This window comes from Acinetobacter sp. SFB (genome assembly GCF_001647545.1).
In the GTDB taxonomy this organism is placed as follows: domain Bacteria; phylum Pseudomonadota; class Gammaproteobacteria; order Pseudomonadales; family Moraxellaceae; genus Acinetobacter.
This window is the reverse complement of sequence record NZ_LSZH01000014.1, coordinates 150,322-172,613: the sequence shown is the minus strand read 5'-3', so window position 1 is coordinate 172,613 and position 22,292 is coordinate 150,322. Positions and strand designations below refer to the sequence as shown.

The following is a 22,292-nucleotide window of genomic DNA, read 5'->3' as shown; positions in this document are numbered from 1 at the left end:
AACAACCATGCATACATCGACCACCAGTACAGTGCCTTTAGAGCCGTGGACAGCTGCACAGCTTGCGGATGCCACACAAGGTTACTGGTTGAATGAGAAAGTGCCTCAAGGCGACATTAAACGGATTTTAACGGATTCCCGTGAGGCTGAAAAAGCTGATGCTTTTTTAGCCCTGCAAGGCGAGCGTTTTGATGCACATGATTTTATTGCTCTAGTCGCAGCACAGGGTTGCGAAATTGCTATAGTCAGTCATCCGGTCGATGCAGATATTTGCCAACTGGTGGTTGCAGATACGCGTTTGGCCCTCGGTCATTTAGGCGCATATCGCCGTGCGCAAAATCCACAATTGAAAGTGATTGCGCTGACCGGCAGTAGCGGTAAGACCACCACCAAAGAAATGCTCGGTAGTATTTTATCGCGCTTGGCACCCACTTTGATTACTCGTGGAAACCTGAATAATGATTTGGGTGTGCCGGTGATGTTGCTCGAGCTTCGTGCTGAACATCAATATGCCGTGATGGAACTCGGTGCGAGTCATCAAGGTGAAATTGATTACACCTCAAATCTGGTTCAACCGCATGTTGCTGGGATCATTAACATTGGTACGGCGCATTTGGGTGAGTTTGGTGGACGCGATGGGATCTGTCGGGCTAAATCTGAAATTTATGCGCATATCGCCAAAACCGGCACCTCGATTATTCCGGCTGCAGATGATTTTACCGATACGATCCGTCAAGCGGTACAAACCGAACAGGTATTAAGCTTTGGTGATAAGGGCGATGTTTTTGCAACGGAAATTGAATTGCATCCGCAATCATCCAGTTTTACTTTAAATACACCGAATGGGGTACGCCAGGTCAACCTGCCCTTTGCCGGTGAGCATAATGTGCAAAATGCCACTGCTGCGACCGCCTTCGCACTCGCAATGGATATTGCGTTGGATGATATTGTGACCGGTCTGGAACAGGCGACAGGTGCCAAAGGTCGCTTGAATTTTATTTCAGCTAAAAAACATTTATTCATTGATGATACCTACAACGCCAATCCGACCTCGATGCGTGCAGCAGCTGAAGTGCTTGCGCAGCAAGAGGGGATAAAAGTGATGGTGATTGGTGATATTGGTGAATTAGGCGCAAGTGCGGCACAACAACATTATATGCTGGGTCGAGATCTGGTTGCGACAGGCGTCAATTTTGTGGTGGCTGTAGGTGAGTTTTCACCTGCCACTCAGGAAGGCGCACGCAGTACCCAATATGGTAAAAAAATGCAGGCTTTCCTGACTCAGGAACAAGCGCTTCCTTTCTTGCTGAGTCTAATTGAAACACATCAACCTCAATCCATGAGTTTCCTGTTCAAAGGTTCTCGTTATACCCATATGGAAACATTGATGGCTGATTTGATGGAGAAACTTTAATGCTGTTATGGCTATTTGAACAACTGGCGGGTTATAACAGCTCGTTTCAGGTGGTTCGTTATTTAACATTACGTGCTTTGCTCAGTGTCTTAACCGCATTGACTATTGGACTGGTCTTGGGGCCGGTGATGATCCGTAAGCTACAAGCACTCAAATACGGCCAAGCAGTCAGTTCATTTGCTCCTGAAGGTCATGCCAAGAAAATGGGTACACCAACTATGGGTGGGGTATTGATCCTGCTTTCGATTGGTATTTCAACCTTGCTTTGGGCCGATTTATCCAATCCCTATGTCTGGATTGTACTTGCGGTGATGGTAATTTTTGGTGCCGTGGGTTGGGCAGATGACTGGATTAAAGTCCGTTATAAAGATAATGCTGGCTTGCCTGCGAAGAAAAAATTCTTTTGGACTTCAGTCGGTTCTTTAGGTGCAGGTATTGCGCTGTATGTGATTGCAATGCAGCAGGCGAATCCTGTGCATACTGCGAATATGCTGGATCTGCTGATTCCATTCTTTAAAAATATCAGTATTCCTTTGTCCGCTATTCCATTGGGTATCGGTTTTATTATCTTTACTTATCTGGTGATTAACGGTGCATCCAATGCAGTCAATCTGACGGATGGTCTGGATGGTTTGGCGATTATGCCAATCGTCCTTGTTGCAGCAGGGTTGGGAGTGTTTGCCTACCTTGCAGGTGATATTCGGTTTGCTAATTATCTGCATATGCCGTATGTGAAATATTCATCTGAACTGGTGGTGATCTGTGCAGCAATGATTGGTGCAGGTCTGGCATTCCTTTGGTATAACGCACATCCAGCTCAAGTGTTTATGGGTGATGTCGGTGCATTATCTTTGGGTGCAATGTTGGGTACAATTGCGGTGATGGTTCGCCAAGAAATCGTGTTTGCGATTATGGGCGGTGTGTTTGTGGTTGAAGCCATTTCGGTATTCCTGCAAATTGGTTCACTGCGTATGCGAAATAAACGTGTATTCCTGATGGCGCCGCTACATCACCATTACGAGAAAAAAGGCTGGCGTGAAACCCAGGTGGTAATTCGTTTCTGGATTATCACGATTATGCTGGTAGTTTTAGGCTTAATGACCTTAAAATTGCGCTAAGCAAATATTCGAAAAGCCGGCATTTGCTCCCACATCTGCCGGCTTTTTTATCGCCTGATTTTCAGGCACTGGAGAAAATATGAATCTGCTGATGTGTCCTGTATGTCATGAAGCACTGAAACTGACCGAGAAAACATGGCACTGTGTCAATAATCACAGTTATGACGTGGCAAAACAGGGTTATGTTAATTTGCATGTTGTACAGCATAAACACAGTAAGAACCCAGGCGATACCGTGGAATCGGTGCAGGCGCGCCGTGCATTTTTAAGTGCCGGGTTCTATGCACCTTTGCAAAAGGCAGTGGTTGATAAAATTCATGAATTACGCATTGGAAACCTGCTCGATATTGGCTGTGGTGAAGGCTATTACACCAATGCCATGCAGGCAGAAGTACTGCAATGTATAGGTGTAGATATTGCCAAAAATGCGGTACAGGTTGCGGCTAAGCTCAATAAAAAAGTGACTTGGGTAGTGGGAACAGGTGCCACACTTCCTGTTATGGATGCCTCAATTGACTTATGTACCAGTTTGTTTAGTCCTATTCCCAAGCAGGAAATATTGCGCGTACTGAAGCCCCATGCCTATTTGATGGTGGTGACCCCTGCGACTGAACACTTATATGCGATGCGTGAGGTATTGTTTGAAGAAGTGAATCCACATGAACCACATAAGTTTGTTGACCAATTGACAGATGCTTTTGAATTAATAGATGAAATTATTGTTGACGCGCCTTTTACTCTGCAACAGGCGGATTTGAAAAACCTGATTGCGATGACGCCGTATGCGTATAAAGCAAAACCGGAACGCCGACAGATACTGGAGCAGAATGAGCAATTCGCGTTAAAAGGGCAATTTCAGATTTATTTGTTTAAAAAGAAATAAGCCAAATAAAAAGCCCTCATTTGAGGGCTTTTATGAATTTATTCAAATACATCAATTAAACGTTGAAGTGCGTCCGGTTTATTGTTTTGGTTTTGCGTGTTTGAAGAGTCTGTATGATCTGGAGCCTGTATTTCTTCTCCAGGCAGGTCATCAAAGTCACGTTCAGGTGCACGTGCTGGTGCAACAGGTGCTGGACGATACAATGGGCGCGCCAATGGGGGAGAAGAGCGATCCTCTGTAGCAGTTTCGCCAACAGTTACGGTCTGGTTATGGTTGGTCGGTGCTTTGGCATTTTTATCGAAATGAACCCATGCTGCGGGTGTTCCTTTTAAGGCATTGCCCATAAAGTTGGTCCAGATTGGTAAAGCTGCAACACCACCATATTCACGACGCCCGAGTGTGGTTGGTTGGTCAAAACCGACCCATGCCACAGTCACCAGCTTGCCATTGAATCCGGCAAACCAGGCATCTTTAGCATCATTGGTGGTACCAGTTTTACCGCCAATATCATCCCGACCAATTTTAAGTGCTGCGCGACCTGTACCCTGTTGAATTACATCACGCAGAATATTGGCCATGTCATAAGCAGAACTGGATTTTAAAATACGCTGCGCCTGACGATACTTGCTTTTGGATTCATCCAATTGCAGTTGGGTGAGTTCTTTTTCTGCTTGCAAAGTTTGATTGGTGACTTGAATCACTTCGTCATCTGGAGTTACTGGTTCAGCTGATTCCTGTTCTGCATCGTTTTGATTGATACAAGAAATACATGCATATTCCGGATTACTTTGATAAATCACTTTGCCATAGGCATCTTCGATACGATCAATAAAATGTGGCTGAATACGGTAACCACCATTGGCAAAGGTTGCATAACCGGTTGCCATTTGAATTGGAAGTACTTGCGGTGTACCTAAAGCAATGGTGTAGTTTCGTGGAATCTGATTTTCCTGCAGACCAAAATCCATAAATAATTGCCGCGTACGTTCAATCCCGACAGTTTGTAGCAATCGAACAGAAACAGTATTTCGAGATAAGTACAAGGCGCGACGTAAAGGAATCATTCCTAAATAACGACCATCCGAGTTCTTCGGTGACCATTTGCCAATCGTAATCGGACTATCATTGACCATGCTATACGGCGTCATACCACGTTCAAGGGCCAAAGCATAAACAAACGGCTTAATGGTTGAGCCAGGTTGACGCCAGCCTTGTAAGGCACGATTGAATTTAGATTGGTAAAAATTATATCCTCCGACAATGGCTTCAATTGCTCCATTATTGGGGTTGATTGCAATCAGTTGACCTTGAGCTTTAGGGACTTGAACCAGTGCCCATGAGGTTTTATCATCGTTAGGGCGTAAGCGAATAATATCTTTAATTTTAACAATTTGAGAAGCTTGACGTGGAGCAGGGCCGACACTGTTGGCATTTCTATAAGGATAGGCCCATGACATTCCTGACCAAGGCACGGTCACTGTAGAGCCATCTTGCATCAGTGCATCAAAAGAATTGCTATTCACTTTAATAACTTTCGCAGGATAAGTATTTGCATAGGCACTGAATTCAGTCAGCGGTTTATCGTTTGCTTCAGCACCGCGCCAACCATGACGACGATCATAGGCCTCTAAACCTTCTTGCACCGCCTGTTCTGCATAGGCTTGGCGTTTGCTGTCAACGGTTGTATAAACCTTATAACCAGAATCAATGGCTTGTTCGCCAAATTTTTCAACCAGTTCCGAGCGTACTATTTCTCCGACATACGGATGTTTGTTATTAATGCCGCGGTCTGGCATATCCAGATTAATGGGTTCAGCAATGGCTTTTTGATACTGTGACTGATTGATATAGCCCAATTGCAGCATACGGCCTAAAATCCAGTTACGACGTTCCAATGCGCGTGTTGGATTGACTACAGGATTATATTTAGACGGTGCTTTGGGCAGACCAGAAATCATCGCCATTTGGGCAATACTTAGCTGGTCCAGATTTTTGTTGTAATAAATTTTCGCTGCTGCAGCGATACCGTAGGCATTTTTGCCCAAGAAAATTTTATTCACATAGAGTGTTAAAATTTCCTCTTTGCTTAAGTTCTGTTCTATTTTGCGAGCAAGGAAAATTTCAGTCAGTTTACGTTTCAATGTCCGTTCAGGACTTAAATAATAATTTTTTGCCACCTGCATCGTGATGGTTGAACCACCGGTTTGCACATTGGATCCGGTGATTGTTTCACTGACCGCTCGTCCTAAGCCTTTAAAACTAATACCACTATGTTCAAAGAAAGAGGAATCCTCTGCTGCAAGGAAGGCAGAGATGAAGGGTTTGGGAATCTGTTTGTAGTCTACCGGGACAGATAACTTGCCACCATATTCTGCAATAAGTTGATTATCAGCACTGTACACCTGCAAGGGCTTTAATAACGGCGCCTTTTTTAAAGTGGTCATTTTAGGTAAAGATGGGGCAATATAGAGATACATGCCATAGAATCCCATCGGAATTGCGACCAATGCTATAATTATGATCAAAAAAAATGGATGAACATGGCCCGAACGAGATAGCTTTTTCATAACAAGTAAGTTTTAATAAGAGCTAATGGCAAACTAATTGGCGGTCAGTATAACGTTTACATATACAGATTGTTAGAGGCGTTATTGTATCTGTATAAAATTATAGACCAACACTGATTAGTAGGTTACTTTTATTGGGGATAAAAAAATAATAGGAATTATATTGTGCTCAGGTTATATCGTAAGCCAAATAAGGGGTTAATTGGAGTAGATATTAGTTCTACTTCTGTTAAATTGTTAGAACTTTCTGTTAAGAGCGGTAATAGATATTGGGTTGAAAGCTACGCACTGGTGCCTTTACCTGAAGGGAGTGTGGTCGAAAAGAATATTTTGAATCCAGAAGCGGTGGGGGATGCATTAGAGCGAGCACTTAATCTTGCCAATACTCAATCCACAGCTGCAGCGCTTGCAATTCCAACTTCAATGGTCATTACCAAAACGATTGAGATGGATGCAGATATGACGGACGATGAACGTGAAGTTCAAATTCGTATGGATGCAGAGCAATATATTCCTTTCCCATTAGATGAAGCGAGTCTTGATTTTGAGGTGTTGCCGGATCGTTTGGCAAACCCGAATCGGGTCAATGTACTTTTGGTGGCTACCCGTCTTGAAAATGTTGAAGCACGTGCTGAAGTTTTAGAGCTTGCCGGCTTAACACCTAAAACTGCGGACGTTGAAAGTTTTGCTATCGAAAATGCATATCAGGTGTTTTCCGATACTTTGCCTATGGGCGTAAATACGGTCGGTATTTTAGATATTGGTCATACCATGACGACCTTATCTGTGATGCAAAATAATAAAGTCATTTATACGCGTGAGCAGGTATTCGGTGGCAAACAGCTTACTCAAGAAATTCAAAATCGTTATGGTTTGTCTTTTGAAGAAGCCGGCCGCGCCAAAAAAAGTCGTTCATTGCCTGATGATTATGATGTTGAGGTGTTGGAACCTTATCTAGAAGCTGTGGTTCAACAAGCAGCACGCTCATTACAGTTCTTTTTCTCATCTTCACAGTTCAATGAGATTGACCATATTTTATTGGCAGGCGGTAATGCCAATATTCCGGGGCTCGCCAAGCTACTGCAACAAAAGCTGGGTTATCGTGTGACTACTGCCAACCCATTTTTACAAATGGGCTTTTCTCCACAAATTGATATTAAAAAGATAGAGAATGATGCTTCCTCTCTCATGGTGGCGTGTGGTTTGGCATTAAGGAGTTTTGATTAATGGCGAGAATTAACCTGCTCCCTTGGCGCGATGAGCTGAGAGAGAGACGAAAAAAAGAATTTATTACCATTTGTATTGGTATGGCATTAATCGGGGCTATAGCCGTCGCTTTGGCATGGTTTTACTATGATCATAAACTTGAAGATCAAGAACAAGCCAACCAACTGATTACCAGTACCAATCAAAACCTTGATGTGCAACTGAAATCTTTAGAAGGTTTGGAAGCGCAACGAGATGCCATTATTGAGCGCATGAAGTTGATTCAAGGCTTGCAAGGACAACGCCCCATTGCTGTTCGCCTAATTGATGAAATGGCACGCGTTACACCAAGTAATCTGTACATCACGAAATTTGTCCGTACCGGTGATAAATTTACCATTGAAGGCAAAGCAGAAAGTCCAAACACGGTGGCAGAATTCTTGCGTAATTTAGAAGCTTCGGCTTGGTATCGAAACGCATTTATGAATTCTTTTTTAGCTGTTGAAGAGCAAAAAGATAAAGCTCCGAGTTCAGTGGTTCCTCGTGTTGAAGAACGTTATGGTTCATTCGTTATTACTGCTGACTTGGATGAAATTGCACAACCGACAACCCCAGAAGCACAACAACAAAATCCAGCTAATTCAACCGTGGGGGCAGCACAATGAGTCTCGATGAATTTGATGAATTAAATCCAAATGAAGGGGTTGTTACTCCTAAAAAGAAGATGACCTTAGATAAGTTTCTTCAGCAGTTCAATACCTTGGATATGAATAACTACGGGAGCTGGCCATTATCGGTTAAAATCACTTGCTGGATTTTAATTATGCTGATGATTAGTATTCTGGGATATTTTGCGCTGATTAAAGGTCAAATAGAGGCAATTTCTAATGCCAGCGCTCAAGAACAAAATTTGCTGAACGAGTTTCGTGAAAAAGATTCAAAACTGCGTAATTTGCAACAGTTGCAAGCACAGTTACAAGAAATGGAAGCGAATTTTAATCAGCAACTCGAACAGTTACCTAAAGAAACTGAAATCCCGGGATTGGTTGAAGATATCAACGTCAGTGGGGTAAATTCTGGTCTGAAATTTAAAAATATCCGTTTAGAAAATGAAATCAAGCAAGAGTTCTTTATTGAGCAGCCTATTTCGATTGAAGCAACTGGTGATTATCATGCCTTTGGTTCTTTTGTCAGTGGCATAGCCGCGCTTCCGCGTATTGTTACTTTGCACGATTTTGATATTACCGGTACGGAAAATAAAGAGAAAAAAACCGATATTCCTCAAATTACCTATAATGTTAAAGCTAAAACCTATCGTTATATCGGTGCTACAGAAACTCAAGCAGCAGATGCAAATTCAACTGCTACAGCTGGAGGGGCACAGTAATGAAAATAGAAAAAATGACTTTAAGCCTGATGTTGGGCTTGTTATTGGTGGGGTGTGATTCTCGGATTGATGCGGTCAATGAGCAAATGGCCAGTATTCGTAATCAGCCGCCATTACCGATTGAACCGGCACCTGTTTTCCCCCCTGTACCGACATTTGACTATGCAGCGCATCAACTGAAAAGCCCTTTTTTACCGAGTTCGCTGGCTGCTGAATTGAGAGTAATGGCAGGAAAACGTGTCTATCCTAACTTGTCACGTCAACTACAGCCTTTAGAAAGCTATGCCATTGAATCCTTGAATATGAAGGGTAGTATGCGTAACCAGTCGGGGCAGATCTTGGCCTTGATTCAAACACCAGATGGCGAAATAGAGCGCGTACAGCGTGGTAGTTACATGGGTGTGAATCATGGTCGTGTGGTGAAGATTACGCCAACACAAATCGATCTCATGGAAATTATTCCAGATGGACGGGAAGGATATGTAGAGCGTCCAAGAAGTCTGATATTAATTGGACCTGCGCCTTAAGTTTAAAGGAATAAAAATGAATAACAGTTTTAAAGATTTTATATTTGGGGATGGCAATACAATGAACCATTTGTTCCGTCAATTTTCTATGGGTGCAGTTGCAATTGCAGTAATGCAAGTTGCCAATGCACAAGTCAGTATTACCAATATTGTGCCGATGCAAATTGCAGGTCAGGGTACAGAAATTCGTGTCATGTTTAATGGCTTACCGCCGCAGCCGCAAGCCTATCAATTAGAGCAGCCATCACGTCTGATTCTGGACTTTGATAAAGCACAGCAAAATTTAAAACAAAATAGCATTGCAGTGGCCACCAAAGAAGCCAGTTCTATCGATGTAAGCTCTGATGCGCAACGTTCACGTTTAACGGTGAATTTGGCTGATGCTGGCGCCTTTACTACACGCGTCGAAGGCAATACTTTTATTTTAAAAATTAATTCTGCTGCGGGTAATGCATTTACGACGCAACAGGCTGTTACTCAAAGAGCTACTACCCAAGGCATTTCCAATATTGGCTTCCAGCGCGGTGGTCAGGGTGAAGGACAGGTCGTTATTGATTTGCTCGGCACCAACACACAGGTAGATGTGCAGCAGCAAGGCAGTAAAGTTGTGGTACGAACTTTAGGAAATAAAGTGCCTGCACACTTGGCGCGTCGTTTAAATGTAAATGATTTTGCAACACCTGTATCGACGATTGATGCCAATAATAATGGTGGCAATGGTGTCATTACCATTCAGACTTCCGGTAGCTATGAATATATGGCCTATCAGGCGGACAATAAGCTTACGATCAGTTTAAAACGACCTGAAGATAAAAACCCGCTTAAACCAAAAGCTGCAAATAGTTACACAGGTAAAAAGATTTCTCTAGATTTTCAGGATATTGAAGTGCGTCGTGTGCTGCAATTATTGGCAGACTTCACTGAAATCAATATGGTGACTGCTGATACGGTACAAGGCAATATCACCTTGCGCTTAAAGGATGTACCTTGGGATCAAGCATTAGATATTATTCTAAAAACCAAGAATTTAGATAAGCGTCGTAATGGTAATGTCATCTGGATTGCACCAGTTTCTGAGTTAATTAAAGCAGAAGAAGAGCAGGCGAAGGCGATAGAGCAAAGCGTAAAATTGGCACCAATTCAGACAGAGTACATGCAACTCAGCTATGCCAAGGTTACCGATATTGAAAAACTGATTACCCAAACAAAATCTTCAAATAATTCTAATTCTGGCAATAATAGTAGTAACAATAGTAACTCTAGTGAAAGTTTATTAAGCTCACGTGGGACAATATCCGTTGATGCCCGTACCAATACACTGATTATTAATGATACTGTACAAAATATTGATAAAGTCCGCAAAATGGTCGACTTGCTTGACATTCCAGTGAAACAGGTCATGGTCGAGGCACGTATTGTTCGTGCTACCACAGAGTTTAGTAAAGAAATGGGTGTGAAATGGGGTATCTTGTCACAAGGTATTAATCAAAATAATGATTTGTTGGTCGGTGGTAGTGATCAAACTTTGTGGGATTTAAAAACACCTGACGATGATGGTAAATATACCATTCAACGTCCACAGAACTTAAATGTAGATTTAGGTGTAACCAGTCAAGGTGCAAGCCGTATTGCCTTTGGTTTAATCAGTTTGTCTGATTTTATGCTGGATCTAGAACTTTCTGCACTTCAAGCAGATGGTTATGGTGAAGTGATTTCAACTCCTAAAGTCCTAACCGCAGACAAACAAACAGCCAAAGTTTCATCCGGTACGCAGATTCCTTATCAATCCTCAGAAGGTGGCGGTGCAAATGCAGTTTCTACCACTGAATTTATTGATGCTGTACTGAGTTTGGATGTAACGCCAAGTATTACCCCTGACGGTAAGGTTCAAATGTTGTTAAACATCACCAGTGATACTCCGGGAAATCCAACTCCGACTGGACAATTGACGATTAATAAAAATCAAATTAATACCAATGTCCTGGTTGATAATGGCGAGACGGTGGTATTAGGCGGTATTTTTGAGCAAGTAACTTCAAACCAACAAACTAAGGTTCCATTCCTGGGTGATCTTCCTTACGTTGGTCGTTTATTCCGCAAAGATGTGAAGTCGGATAATAAGCGAGAGTTATTGATTTTTGTTACACCACGAATTGTTAATGACAGTGTTTCAAGAAATCATTAATATATTTTGAATTTAGCAAAATAAATAGGTGACTCCTTGCCAAGCAATGAGTTTGAAACCCTGCCAAATATTTATTTGGTAGGGCCAATGGGGGCTGGGAAAACAACTGTTGGTCGACATGTGGCGGAACTGTTAGGGCGCGAGTTTCTTGATAGTGATCATGAAATTGAACGCAAAACAGGTGCGACCATTCCTTGGATTTTTGAAAAAGAAGGAGAAAAGGGATTTCGTAACCGTGAAACCATGGTGATTGATGAACTCACTGCTCGTTCGCAACTGGTTCTGGCAACCGGTGGTGGTGCAGTGACCCAAGCTTCCAATCGTGAATTTTTAAAACAGCGCGGAATCGTTGTTTACCTCTATACTCCTGTCGAGATTCAGTTACAGCGTACCTACCGGGATAAAAACCGTCCTTTATTGCAAGTTGAAAATCCTGAACAAAAGTTGCGTGATTTATTGGCGCTTCGCGATCCTTTGTATCGAGAAGTTGCACATTATATTATCGAGACCAATCAGGGGGCTGCTCGTGATTTAGCCCAACAAATCTTACATATGATTGTTTCTCAAGAAGCAGGTCTAGTCTAATTAACGGTTTTAATTTCATGCAAACTTTACATGTTGAACTCGGTGATCGCCGCTATCCTATTTTTATTGGCAGTGATTTAAATCCACAATCATTACTTGAGCCTTATATCAAAGGTAAGCAAGTGATGATTGTGAGCAATACCACGGTTGCGCCGTTATATTTAGAACATTATGTGACTGCAATTGAAGCTTTAGGGAAAACGGTTGCAACATGTATTTTGCCTGATGGTGAAAAATATAAAAATATAGAATATTTAAACCTGATTTTTGATGCGCTATTAGAAGCAGGATTTAATCGTGATGCTACCGTTCTGGCGTTGGGTGGTGGCGTGATTGGCGATATGGCTGGCTTTGCATCTGCATGTTTTCAGCGCGGTGTATATTTTATTCAGGTTCCGACCACGCTTTTGTCCCAAGTGGATTCAAGTGTAGGAGGGAAAACCGGCATTAATCATCCCTTGGGTAAAAACATGATTGGTGCTTTTCAACAGCCACAAGTGGTGTTGGCGGATATGGCGCAATTAAGCACTTTGCCTGATCGTGAATTGTCCGCAGGTTTGGCCGAAGTGATTAAATATGCCTTATTGGGCGATCGGGATTTCTTGGGATGGATCGAAGAAAATATGGATGGTCTGATTGGGCGTGATTCAGCGTTGCTGGCTGAAGCGGTTTATCGTTCTTGCGCACATAAAGCTCGTATTGTGGCCAATGATGAGAAAGAACAGGGGGAACGTGCATTATTGAATCTGGGTCATACTTTTGGTCATGCCATTGAATCTTACTTGGGTTATGGGGTTTGGCTACATGGTGAAGCGGTTGCAACCGGTATGGTGATGGCTGCAGATTTATCTCAACGCATGGGCTGGATTTCACTTGATGATTTAGAGCGTACAAAAAAAATCATTCAATGTGCCCATTTACCCGTAAAATGCCCAGCTATTCCACTTGATGAATTCCTCGCATATATGGCACACGATAAAAAAGTGCTAAATGGACAGTTACGTCTTGTACTGATGAAATCATTGGGACAGGCTGTGATTACCAAAGAATTTGATGTGGAATTGATGAAACAAGCGATTTTAGCGAATCAAGAGAAGGCATAAGGCATGGCAACCATCCGTACACAATGGCAACGTATTCAAAATTATATCTGGTTGGTGTGTGGATTGGTGTGTCTGTTTGCAGCACTTGTTTTTTGGGCAATGACGGATAATAAGGATTTGGTAGAAGTAGAAAAATCTGCGGAAACTGAGTCTGAATTGCAAATCCAGCCAGAAAAAGTTGCTGCAACCAGCCTGCTGGGTGCACTTCAAGAAGAAGTCCGTCCTTTGGAAATGACCACACGTGTGGTCAATACTGGCAGCTATGAACCAGAATTTCGGGGCAGTAAATTTATTGCTGAAAATAAGAATGCGACGACAATTGAACTATTTCGCGTGACTAAAGATGATGTGATTCGAAGTTTTCTAAAAAAGCAGCCTGATCGTAAAAACTTTTTCTACATTCGCTTAAGTGGCGAAAATCAAATTGAACAATATGTTTTACTGTATGGCATCTATCGAAATAATGATCAGGCAAAACAAGCCCTGCAACAATTGCCCCTCCAGTTTCCCAAGTCTATTCAACCGCAGGTTGAAAATATTGAAAATTATGCCGCTTTGGTTAATGACATGGGCGCAGAAGAGATGGGTTCAAATAGCAAAATATACGCAGTCAATTTAAAATCTGCACCATTGCCTCGCATTGATGAGAGTCTTTTGGTTTTACCGAAACCTAAGCCAACAATCCCGATGCTTGAGCCTAAATCATCAGCAAGTACCACTACAACGGTTACACGTCGCGATGAAGATGGGAACGTTGTTGATGTTCAGCGTTCAAATTCTTCAGTTGAATCTGCGCCGAAAAAAAATGGCAATAAAGGAGCAGAAACTGAAATTAGCGATCCATTTAATTAAAAATAGAGTTCTAAAATAGAGCAAATTAAGTTATAAAAATGTTTGTATGCACAAATATAGTGCGAAAAATTCTTTCAAGAAAATAAGATGAAGTGTATGAAGCTTTAATATTTCTATATTTAAAACATTTAGCTTTATCTTTTTTGAATTGGCATCATTTTTGCTTTATTGGTGCATGAATTGAGTTATTGTCCCTATTTTGGCGCGAAAAGATTCAAGTATTGTACGAAGTTGCTGAATTTGCATGCTTTAAAAGAGTGCGTAACATCAGCAAAAACATTTTTGTAATTGATCCATACACAGAAGATGAAATGCGATTATCTTAAGTATGTGAAGAAAATGATTCTGCCCAATCTTGATCTGAGTGTGAGTAAATTGGACTAAATCGCAAGAAGATATTTGATTGTTAGATGCCCGCTTTATGGGCCATGTTGAAAGAAGGGTACGCTATGCACATGCCATCGCCTAATACTGTAGCTCCCGCTCAAGGTTTATACCAACCGGATGAGTTTAAAGATAACTGTGGTTTCGGTTTAATCGCCCATATGCAGGGTGATGCAAGCCATGATTTGGTCAAGACCGCGATTCATAGTTTAAGTTGTATGACCCACCGTGGTGGTATTGCCGCAGATGGCAAGACAGGGGATGGTTGTGGTTTATTGCTGGCTATGCCGAAAGCATTTTTCCGTGAAGAAGCAAAAAAACTCAGTGATATCACTTTAAGTGAAATATTTGCAGTGGGTACGGTATTTTTAAATCTTGATCCAGCCATTGCCGCACATTCGAAACAGGTTTTAGCCAAAGAAATTGAATCTGAAGGTCTAAAGGTCCTTGCTTGGCGTGTGATCCCCACCAATGTCGATGCTTTGGGTGAAATTGCACTTCGATCAATGCCCGCATTTGAACAGATTATTGTCAATTGCCCAATGGGTGTGACCGAGGTTGAATTTAACCGTAAGTTATTTCTTGCGCGCCGTCGTGCGGAACAATTGCTCAGCAATGATTCTTCCTTCTATGTCACAACATTGTGTTCAACCGTCATCACCTATAAAGGTTTGATGATGCCTGAAGCAATCGCAGACTTTTATACCGACTTAGCAGATCCGCGTCTGGAATCACATATTGTGGTGTTCCATCAGCGTTTTTCGACCAATACCTTGCCACTTTGGCCGTTGGCACAGCCGTTCCGTTATCTTGCGCACAATGGTGAAATCAATACCATTACGGCTAACCGTAACTGGGCATTGGCACGTGTGCCAAAATTTGAAAATCCATTGCTTCCGGGTTTAACCGAGCTCAATCCGATTGTGAACCGTACCGGTTCGGATTCTTCAAGCTTAGATAACATGCTTGAGATCTTGGTCGGTGGGGGTATGGACTTGTTCCGTGCACTACGCATGCTGGTTCCACCGGCTTGGCAAAATGTTGAAACTTTAGATGCCGATTTACGTGCATTTTACGAGTTTAACTCTAAGCACATGGAAGCATGGGATGGGCCTGCAGGTCTGGTGATTCAGGATGGTCGTCATGCTATCTGTATGCTGGATCGTAATGGTTTACGTCCTGCACGTTGGGTGATTACCAAAAATGGCTACATTACACTTGCATCCGAAATTGGTGTTTGGGGTTATAAACCTGAAGACGTGATTTCTAAAGGTCGTGTTGGTCCAGGTCAAATTTTGGTGATTGATACTCTCACCGGTAAATTGCTCGATACTCAAGATGTCAGCAATCATTTGAAAAAAATGCGCCCTTACCGTGAATGGTTACGTGAAAACTCAATTCGTCTACAAGGTAGTCCGGAACTTGAAGAATATTTATGTGATCAAGGCTTAAAAGGCGATGCCCTAAAAGCCTCACAAAAAATGTTCATGGTGACCTTTGAAGAACGTGATCAATTGCTTCGTCCAATCGCGGAAAGCGGTCAGGAAGCAGTCGGCTCAATGGGTGATGATACGCCAATGGCCGTATTGTCGCGTCAGGTTCGTCATGTATCGGATTATTTCCGCCAACAGTTCGCGCAGGTGACCAATCCACCGATCGATCCATTACGTGAATCGATCGTGATGTCTCTAGAGACGTGTTTGGGTCGTGAGCAAAATGTATTTGAACAAAGTCCTGAACATGCCGATCGCCTGATCATTTCAAGCCCTGTATTGTCAAACTCAAAAATGCACCAAATGCGTACTTTGGGTCGTAAAGGCTACGAAATTGCCGACATCGACTTGAACTATGTGGCAAGCGAAGGTTCGCAGGCGGCGATTTCTCGTATCTGTGAAGAAGCTGCTCAAGCAGTTCGTGACGGCAAAACCTTACTGGTGCTTTCAGATAAGAAAATTCGTGAAGGTTATTTACCTGCCAATGCCTTAATGGCAACAGGCGCAGTGCATCATCACCTGATTCAAGTGGGTTTGCGTACTGATGCCAACATCATTGTAGAAACCGCTTTGGCACGTGATGCGCATCAATTTGCGGTGATCTTGGGCTTTGGTGCCACTGCCATTTATCCATACCTTGCTTATGACGTGATCAATGACTTGATTGCCAAAGGCGAATTGTTGGGTGACCCAATTCATGCTCAGGCGAATTTCCGTAAAGGCATTGAGAAAGGCCTGCTTAAAGTGCTTTCTAAAATGGGTATCTCAACTGTTGCGTCTTATCGTGGTGGTCAGTTATTCGAAGCCGTGGGTTTATCTAATGAAGTGGTGGATAAATGCTTCACTGGTGTGCCAAGCCGTATTCAAGGGGCAACCTTTGCAGATCTTGAAAATGATCTTAAAAAATTGGCTGAAAATGCGTGGAAAGCCCGCAAGCCAATTGACCAAGGTGGTTTGCTGAAATTTGTCTTTGATAAGGAATATCACGCATTTAATCCAGACGTGATCAATTCTCTACATAAAGCAGTACGTTCAGGCGATTATGCTGACTTTAAAGAATATGCTGAATTGGTGAATACTCGTCCAATTACAACGATCCGTGATTTATTCAAGCTTAAAACAGATAATTCAATTGCGCTTGATCGAGTAGAATCGGTGGAAGAAATCTTGCCACGTTTCGACTCTGCAGGCATGTCTTTAGGTGCATTGTCACCGGAAGCGCATGAAGCGATTGCAATTGCCATGAACACCATTGGTGGTCGTTCAAACTCGGGTGAGGGCGGTGAAGATCCTGCACGTTATGGCACCATCCGTAACTCGAAAATTAAACAGATTGCTTCAGGTCGTTTTGGTGTGACACCCGCATATTTAACGTCTGCTGAAGTGTTGCAGATTAAAGTTGCGCAAGGTGCGAAACCGGGTGAAGGCGGTCAGTTGCCGGGTGGTAAAGTGAATGGCTTAATTGCACGTTTACGTTACTCAGTACCAGGTGTCACCCTGATTTCACCACCACCGCACCATGACATCTACTCAATTGAAGATTTGTCACAATTGATTTTTGACTTGAAACAAGTCAATCCTCAAGCGATGGTATCGGTAAAACTAGTCTCTGAACCCGGTGTGGGAACCATTGCGGCAGGTGTTGCAAAAGCCTATGCCGATTTCATTACCATTTCAGGTTATGACGGTGGTACTGCAGCTTCGCCATTATCTTCAATTCACCATGCAGGTTCGCCATGGGAATTGGGTCTGGCTGAGGCGCATCAAGCGCTTCGCGTCAATGACCTGCGTGGCAAAGTACGTGTACAAACCGATGGTGGTTTAAAAACTGGTCTAGACGTGGTTAAAGCAGCGATTCTGGGTGCAGAAAGCTTCGGTTTTGGTTCTACGCCAATGATTGCGTTAGGTTGTAAATACCTGCGTATTTGCCACTTGAACAACTGTGCAACCGGTGTAGCAACGCAGCAAGACCATTTACGTCAAGAGCATTATATTGGCGAGCCAGAAATGCTGATCAACTTCTTCCACTTCATTGCAGAAGAAACCCGTGAATGGTTGGCAGCGCTCGGTGTATCAAGTTTGAAAGACTTGATTGGCCGTACAGATTTGCTTGAAGTCTTACCGGGCGATACAGATAAACATGCTCATTTAGATTTAAGCGCCTTGTTAACCTCACATCCATCTGCGGAAGGTAAAGCGCAATATTGCCAAGTTCAAGGCAATGCACCCTTTGATAAAGGCTTGCTTGCAGAGAAAATGGTGCTTGAGATGCTTCCAACCATTGAAGCAGGCAAGAGTGGCGAGTTTAACTACAATGTGGTGAACTGTGACCGTTCAATTGGTGCACGTATTTCAGGTGAAATTGCGCGTCGTTATGGCAACTTGAGTATGGAAGCCCATCCTGTCGTCATGAATTTGAAAGGTACTGCAGGCCAGTCACTCGGTGTTTGGAATGCCGGCGGTTTGCATATCAAACTTGAAGGTGATGCCAACGATTACGTCGGTAAAGGCATGGCAGGCGGTCGTATCTCGATCTTCCCGCCAAAAGGTTCGCCATTCCAGACACAAAATACTGCAATTATTGGTAACACATGTTTGTATGGTGCAACTGGCGGTAAAGTCTTTGCTGCAGGTACTGCTGGCGAACGTTTTGCAGTGCGTAACTCTGGTGCCTTTGCGGTAATTGAAGGTGCGGGCGACCACTGCTGTGAATATATGACTGGCGGTATTGTGACTGTACTGGGTAAAGTCGGTCATAACTTCGGTGCCGGCATGACCGGTGGCTTTGCTTATGTGCTTGACCTGGATAATGACTTCGTGGATCACTATAACCATGAGTTGATCGAGTTAAACCGTATCTCTACAGAAGCGATGGAAGAACATCAAGAATTCTTGCTTCGTATTTTGGATGAACATATTACAGAGACAGGTAGTGCTTGGGCGTACAAGATCCGCAACGAGTTTGATTTTTACAGCCGTAAATTCTGGCTTGTAAAACCAAAAGCTGCTAATTTGCAAACGCTTTTGAAAACGACTAAAGCCGATCCACAATAATTCCACGACGAACAGATTGATAGGCAGGTGTAGCGGATAAATAAACCGACTGCACCTACCCACGGAGAGAGACATGGCAGAGCGCCTAAACAATGACTTTCAATTCCTGGATGTAGCACGCCAAGATCCAGAGAAAAAAGATCTAACTGTCCGCAAAGCAGAGTTTGTGGAAATTTATAAACCTTTTACAGCGGAAATTGCGGCTAATCAGTCGCACCGTTGTTTAGGTTGTGGTAACCCGTATTGTGAATGGAAATGTCCGGTACATAACTACATTCCAAACTGGTTAAAACTGATTGCTGAAGGTCGTATTTTCCAGGCAGCTGAACTTTGCCATCAAACTAATACATTGCCAGAAGTCTGTGGTCGTGTATGTCCGCAAGACCGTTTATGTGAAGGTGCTTGTACCCTCAATGACGGTTTTGGTGCAGTCACCATTGGTAATGCTGAAAAATATATCAATGATACCGCTTTTGCTTTAGGCTGGCGTCCAGACATGTCCAACGTAAAATGGACAGATAAAAAAGTCGCGATTATTGGTGCAGGTCCTGCAGGTTTAGGTTGTGCAGATATCCTGGTACGTAACGGTGTTAAACCCGTTGTATTTGATAAACGTCCTGAAATTGGTGGTTTGCTGACTTTCGGTATTCCAGAATTCAAGATGGAAAAAGACGTAATGAAACGTCGCCGTGAAATTTTCGCCGGTATGGGCGTTGAATTCCGTTTAAATACTGAAATTGGTACAGATGTAACGATAGATCAGCTTCTTGCAGATTATGATGCCGTGTTCATGGGGATGGGAACATACACCTACATGAAAGGCGGTTTTGCCGGTGAAAATCTTGATGGTGTGCATGATGCGCTTGATTTCTTGATTGCCAACGTCAATCGTACTCAAGGCTGGGAAAAAGACGTAGCAGAATACATCAGCGTTGAAGGCAAAAAGGTGATTGTACTGGGCGGTGGTGACACTGCGATGGACTGTAACCGTACTTCAATTCGTCAAGGTGCGGAATCAGTGGTTTGTGCTTATCGCCGCGATGAAGAAAATATGCCGGGTTCACGTCGTGAAGTAAAAAATGCGCGTGAAGAGGGTGTGAACTTCATGTTCAATCGCCAGCCAATTGAAATTGTGGGTGAAAACGGCAAAGTCACGGGTGTTAAAGTGGTCACTACGCAATTGGGCGAAGCTGATAGTCGTGGCCGTCGCAGCCCGGAACCCGTTCCGGGTTCAGAAGAAGTTTTAGCTGCGGATGCCGTGCTTTTAGCGTTTGGTTTTCGTGCCAGTCCGGCAGATTGGTTTGCGGGTGCAAACATTGGTCTGGATGGTTCGGGTCGTGTGGTTGCCGCTGAAAAGCAACAATACCGTTTCCAGACTTCTAATCCGAAAATATTTGCCGGTGGCGATATGGTTCGTGGTTCTGATCTGGTTGTTACTGCAATCTGGGAAGGTCGTGAAGCAGCTGAAGGGATCCTGGATTATCTGGATATATAAGCAGAATCTCTCATTTGAATAAGCTCTAAATAAATTTTAAAAACCCACTTCGGTGGGTTTTTTATTTTAGAAAATGTTTATGGATGAAATATGATTTTGTGCAATTCATGGAACAAGTATTGAAAAGTCTTCTCTGCTTACAGGAGGATGGTTAGAGAGGATTGAATTTTAAAAGTAGCTTATGAATATCTGAAAAGGCCTTTCTTGCAGATGCAAAATATATGGCGAAGCTCCTTATTTCCTGAAAGGAAAGGGAGCTTATTACTTTTGAGTACGGGTAGGGATAAATAAAAAATGAGCCTTTTCGCAAACTAGGTAAGCGCTTCTGCCATACCTGTCATAAAAATTGCTGTCCATACTGTGCTTATTCTCTGATCAATTTTTAGGATTAAGACTATGACAGAAGTGGCGACAGAAAAATCATATCAAAATCGTCCAAAAGCTCTGGGAATTACAGTCAGAAAGCTGCAATTTAACCCAAAACTGATTCGCAGACACTATTTTGCCAATTCACCCGTAATGTCGCATTTGCTGACTGCACTTTCTTCAACGTTTCCGATTGGTGAGCAGTTCTTTGTACATAGCGTCCGTAATGTGCGGGATAAAGTCAAAGATGAGAAGTTGCAGGCACAGATCGCGGCTTTTATTGGGCAGGAAGCAATGCATTCAAAAGCCCATGCCCAATTTAATGAGGCGTGGCGAAGTGATGATTATAATTTAGATCGCTTTCAGGCATGGCTTGCGCGTAGAAATGATTATGTCAAAAATTTACATCCTAAAATTCAACTCGCCATTACCTGTGCCTTTGAGCATTTCACGGCATTACTTGGCGGATATATTCTTCGCCATCCACAAGTGTTGGCCACTTTAGATGATGACGCGGTAAAGCTTTGGGTGTGGCATGCGATTGAAGAAATTGAACATCGGGCAGTGGCTTTTGATGTGTATCAAGCCGTGTATGGCGATGATAAAGTTCGCCGTATGATCATGCGCAGTGTCACCACAGGATTTGCCAGCCTCACTTTGTATTCTGCAACACGGCTCTTTCTACAGGATAAGCGTAAAAGTTTGCCGAAAGTTGGCGGCAATATTTTTGGTCTTTATTTACTCGGTAAGATGTTTGTCCAACTCATGCCAGAATACTTATCTTATTTTAAAACTGATTTTCATCCTTCGGAAATTGATTACAGTAAAATGGTGAATTATTGGAAAAAGCAGTTGGCAGAAGATTACCAGATGAAAAGTTTTCAACATGAATTAAAACCAGGCTTAATCAATTAAACAGTCAAATCATCAAGACCAATAGAAATATTGGCCCTTTTTTATGCAAGCGCTGAAGTACTGAAATTAAACAGAACTGGGCTTAAATATGTTTACAATAAAAATATTTAAACAAATACAAAGAAATATAGAGGATATAGATAAATGAATGTAATGAAAAAAAGTTTAGTCACTATGACTCTAGTGAGTACTTTGACCTTATCCGGTTGTGGCTATAACACGCTACAGGTCAAAGATGAGGCCGTAACCGCATCTTGGTCTGAAGTACAAAACCAATATCAACGCCGTGCAGACCTTGTACCAAACTTGGTCAATGTGGTGAAAGGCTATGCTAAACATGAAGAAAAAGTTTTAACAGAAGTCACTCAAGCACGCGCCAATGTTGCAGGCTTAAAAGTAGATAAAGAAGTTTTGGAAGATCCAGCTTTATTCCAGAAATATCAACAAGCACAGGCGCAAATGACCAGTGCATTATCGCGTTTGATTGCGGTTTCTGAAAATTATCCCGATCTAAAAGCCAATGAACAATTTCGTGATTTACAGGTTCAACTGGAAGGTACTGAAAACCGGATTGCAGTCGCACGTAACCGTTATATTACGACAGTTCAAGACTTTAATGGCTATGCACGCCAGTTCCCGCAGGTCATGACGGCTAAAGTGATTGGCATGAATCCAAAACCGAACTTTAGTGCTGAACAAGGCGCACAAAATGCACCTAAAGTATCTTTCGAATAATTCATTGATTGCTGAATAAGGAT

The 22,292-nt window shown here is 42.7% G+C and carries 16 protein-coding genes; 15 read left to right on the top strand and 1 reads right to left on the bottom strand.

Annotated features, from left to right (window positions below):
• Positions 1-7 precede the first annotated feature (7 nt).
• The 3 genes from AY606_RS12070 to AY606_RS12060 all read left to right on the top strand — a co-directional run bounded on the left by AY606_RS12070 (position 8) and on the right by AY606_RS12060 (position 3,415).
• Positions 8-1,414, top strand: a complete 1,407-nt coding sequence (locus tag AY606_RS12070; RefSeq protein WP_067868909.1) for a UDP-N-acetylmuramoyl-tripeptide--D-alanyl-D-alanine ligase — start codon at positions 8-10, stop codon at positions 1,412-1,414.
• Complete coding sequence (mraY, locus tag AY606_RS12065) at positions 1,414-2,532, top strand: phospho-N-acetylmuramoyl-pentapeptide-transferase (protein ID WP_067868907.1); 1,119 nt, start codon at positions 1,414-1,416, stop codon at positions 2,530-2,532. The genes AY606_RS12070 and mraY overlap by 1 nt, the downstream gene beginning before the upstream one ends.
• A 79-nt stretch (positions 2,533-2,611) precedes the next feature.
• Positions 2,612-3,415: a putative RNA methyltransferase gene (locus tag AY606_RS12060; RefSeq protein ID WP_067868905.1), complete on the top strand. Its 804-nt coding sequence runs from the start codon at positions 2,612-2,614 to the stop codon at positions 3,413-3,415.
• A gap of 38 nt (positions 3,416-3,453) precedes the next feature.
• On the opposite strand, the gene ponA is transcribed toward AY606_RS12060, so the two are convergent.
• Positions 3,454-5,982: a penicillin-binding protein PBP1a gene (ponA, locus tag AY606_RS12055; RefSeq protein ID WP_067868904.1), complete on the bottom strand. Its 2,529-nt coding sequence runs from the start codon at positions 5,980-5,982 to the stop codon at positions 3,454-3,456.
• Positions 5,983-6,147: 165 nt separating this feature from the next.
• Between ponA and AY606_RS12050 the strand changes: the two genes are divergently transcribed.
• From AY606_RS12050 to AY606_RS11995, 12 genes are all read left to right on the top strand, one after another.
• A complete protein-coding gene (locus tag AY606_RS12050) occupies positions 6,148-7,209 on the top strand; it encodes a pilus assembly protein PilM (RefSeq protein ID WP_067868901.1) in 1,062 nt (353 codons plus the stop codon).
• Positions 7,209-7,853 carry a PilN domain-containing protein gene (locus AY606_RS12045; RefSeq protein ID WP_067868898.1) on the top strand — a complete coding sequence of 215 codons (645 nt, stop codon included), beginning with the start codon at positions 7,209-7,211 and terminating at the stop codon, positions 7,851-7,853. The genes AY606_RS12050 and AY606_RS12045 overlap by 1 nt, the downstream gene beginning before the upstream one ends.
• Positions 7,850-8,575, top strand: coding sequence for a type IV pilus inner membrane component PilO (locus AY606_RS12040; protein ID WP_067868895.1), 726 nt, complete (start codon positions 7,850-7,852; stop codon positions 8,573-8,575). The genes AY606_RS12045 and AY606_RS12040 overlap by 4 nt, the downstream gene beginning before the upstream one ends.
• Entirely contained in the window at positions 8,575-9,102 is a 528-nt protein-coding gene (locus tag AY606_RS12035) for a pilus assembly protein PilP (RefSeq protein ID WP_067868892.1), read from the top strand. Before AY606_RS12040 ends, AY606_RS12035 begins: the two co-directional genes overlap by 1 nt.
• A 61-nt stretch (positions 9,103-9,163) precedes the next feature.
• Positions 9,164-11,287, top strand: coding sequence for a type IV pilus secretin PilQ (locus tag AY606_RS12030; RefSeq protein WP_502692129.1), 2,124 nt, complete (start codon positions 9,164-9,166; stop codon positions 11,285-11,287).
• 36 nt (positions 11,288-11,323) lie between these two features.
• The gene (gene aroK, locus AY606_RS12025; protein WP_067868878.1) at positions 11,324-11,872 is read left to right on the top strand and encodes a shikimate kinase AroK; all 549 of its coding nucleotides are present in this window, start codon (positions 11,324-11,326) and stop codon (positions 11,870-11,872) included.
• Between the two features lie 17 nt (positions 11,873-11,889).
• Positions 11,890-12,975, top strand: a complete 1,086-nt coding sequence (aroB, locus tag AY606_RS12020) for a 3-dehydroquinate synthase (RefSeq protein ID WP_067868876.1) — start codon at positions 11,890-11,892, stop codon at positions 12,973-12,975.
• 3 nt (positions 12,976-12,978) lie between these two features.
• Positions 12,979-13,827 (top strand): hypothetical protein, encoded by an 849-nt coding sequence (locus tag AY606_RS12015; protein WP_067868873.1) that lies wholly within the window; start codon positions 12,979-12,981, stop codon positions 13,825-13,827.
• Between the two features lie 455 nt (positions 13,828-14,282).
• Positions 14,283-18,758: a glutamate synthase large subunit gene (gltB, locus tag AY606_RS12010; RefSeq protein ID WP_155858203.1), complete on the top strand. Its 4,476-nt coding sequence runs from the start codon at positions 14,283-14,285 to the stop codon at positions 18,756-18,758.
• A gap of 73 nt (positions 18,759-18,831) precedes the next feature.
• Positions 18,832-20,253 carry a glutamate synthase small subunit GltD family protein gene (locus AY606_RS12005; RefSeq protein ID WP_067868871.1) on the top strand — a complete coding sequence of 474 codons (1,422 nt, stop codon included), beginning with the start codon at positions 18,832-18,834 and terminating at the stop codon, positions 20,251-20,253.
• A gap of 396 nt (positions 20,254-20,649) precedes the next feature.
• Complete coding sequence (locus tag AY606_RS12000; protein WP_067868869.1) at positions 20,650-21,534, top strand: metal-dependent hydrolase; 885 nt, start codon at positions 20,650-20,652, stop codon at positions 21,532-21,534.
• A 144-nt stretch (positions 21,535-21,678) separates the two neighbouring features.
• On the top strand, positions 21,679-22,269 hold the full coding sequence (locus tag AY606_RS11995) for a LemA family protein (protein WP_067868866.1): 591 nt from the start codon (positions 21,679-21,681) through the stop codon (positions 22,267-22,269).
• Positions 22,270-22,292 lie beyond the last annotated feature (23 nt).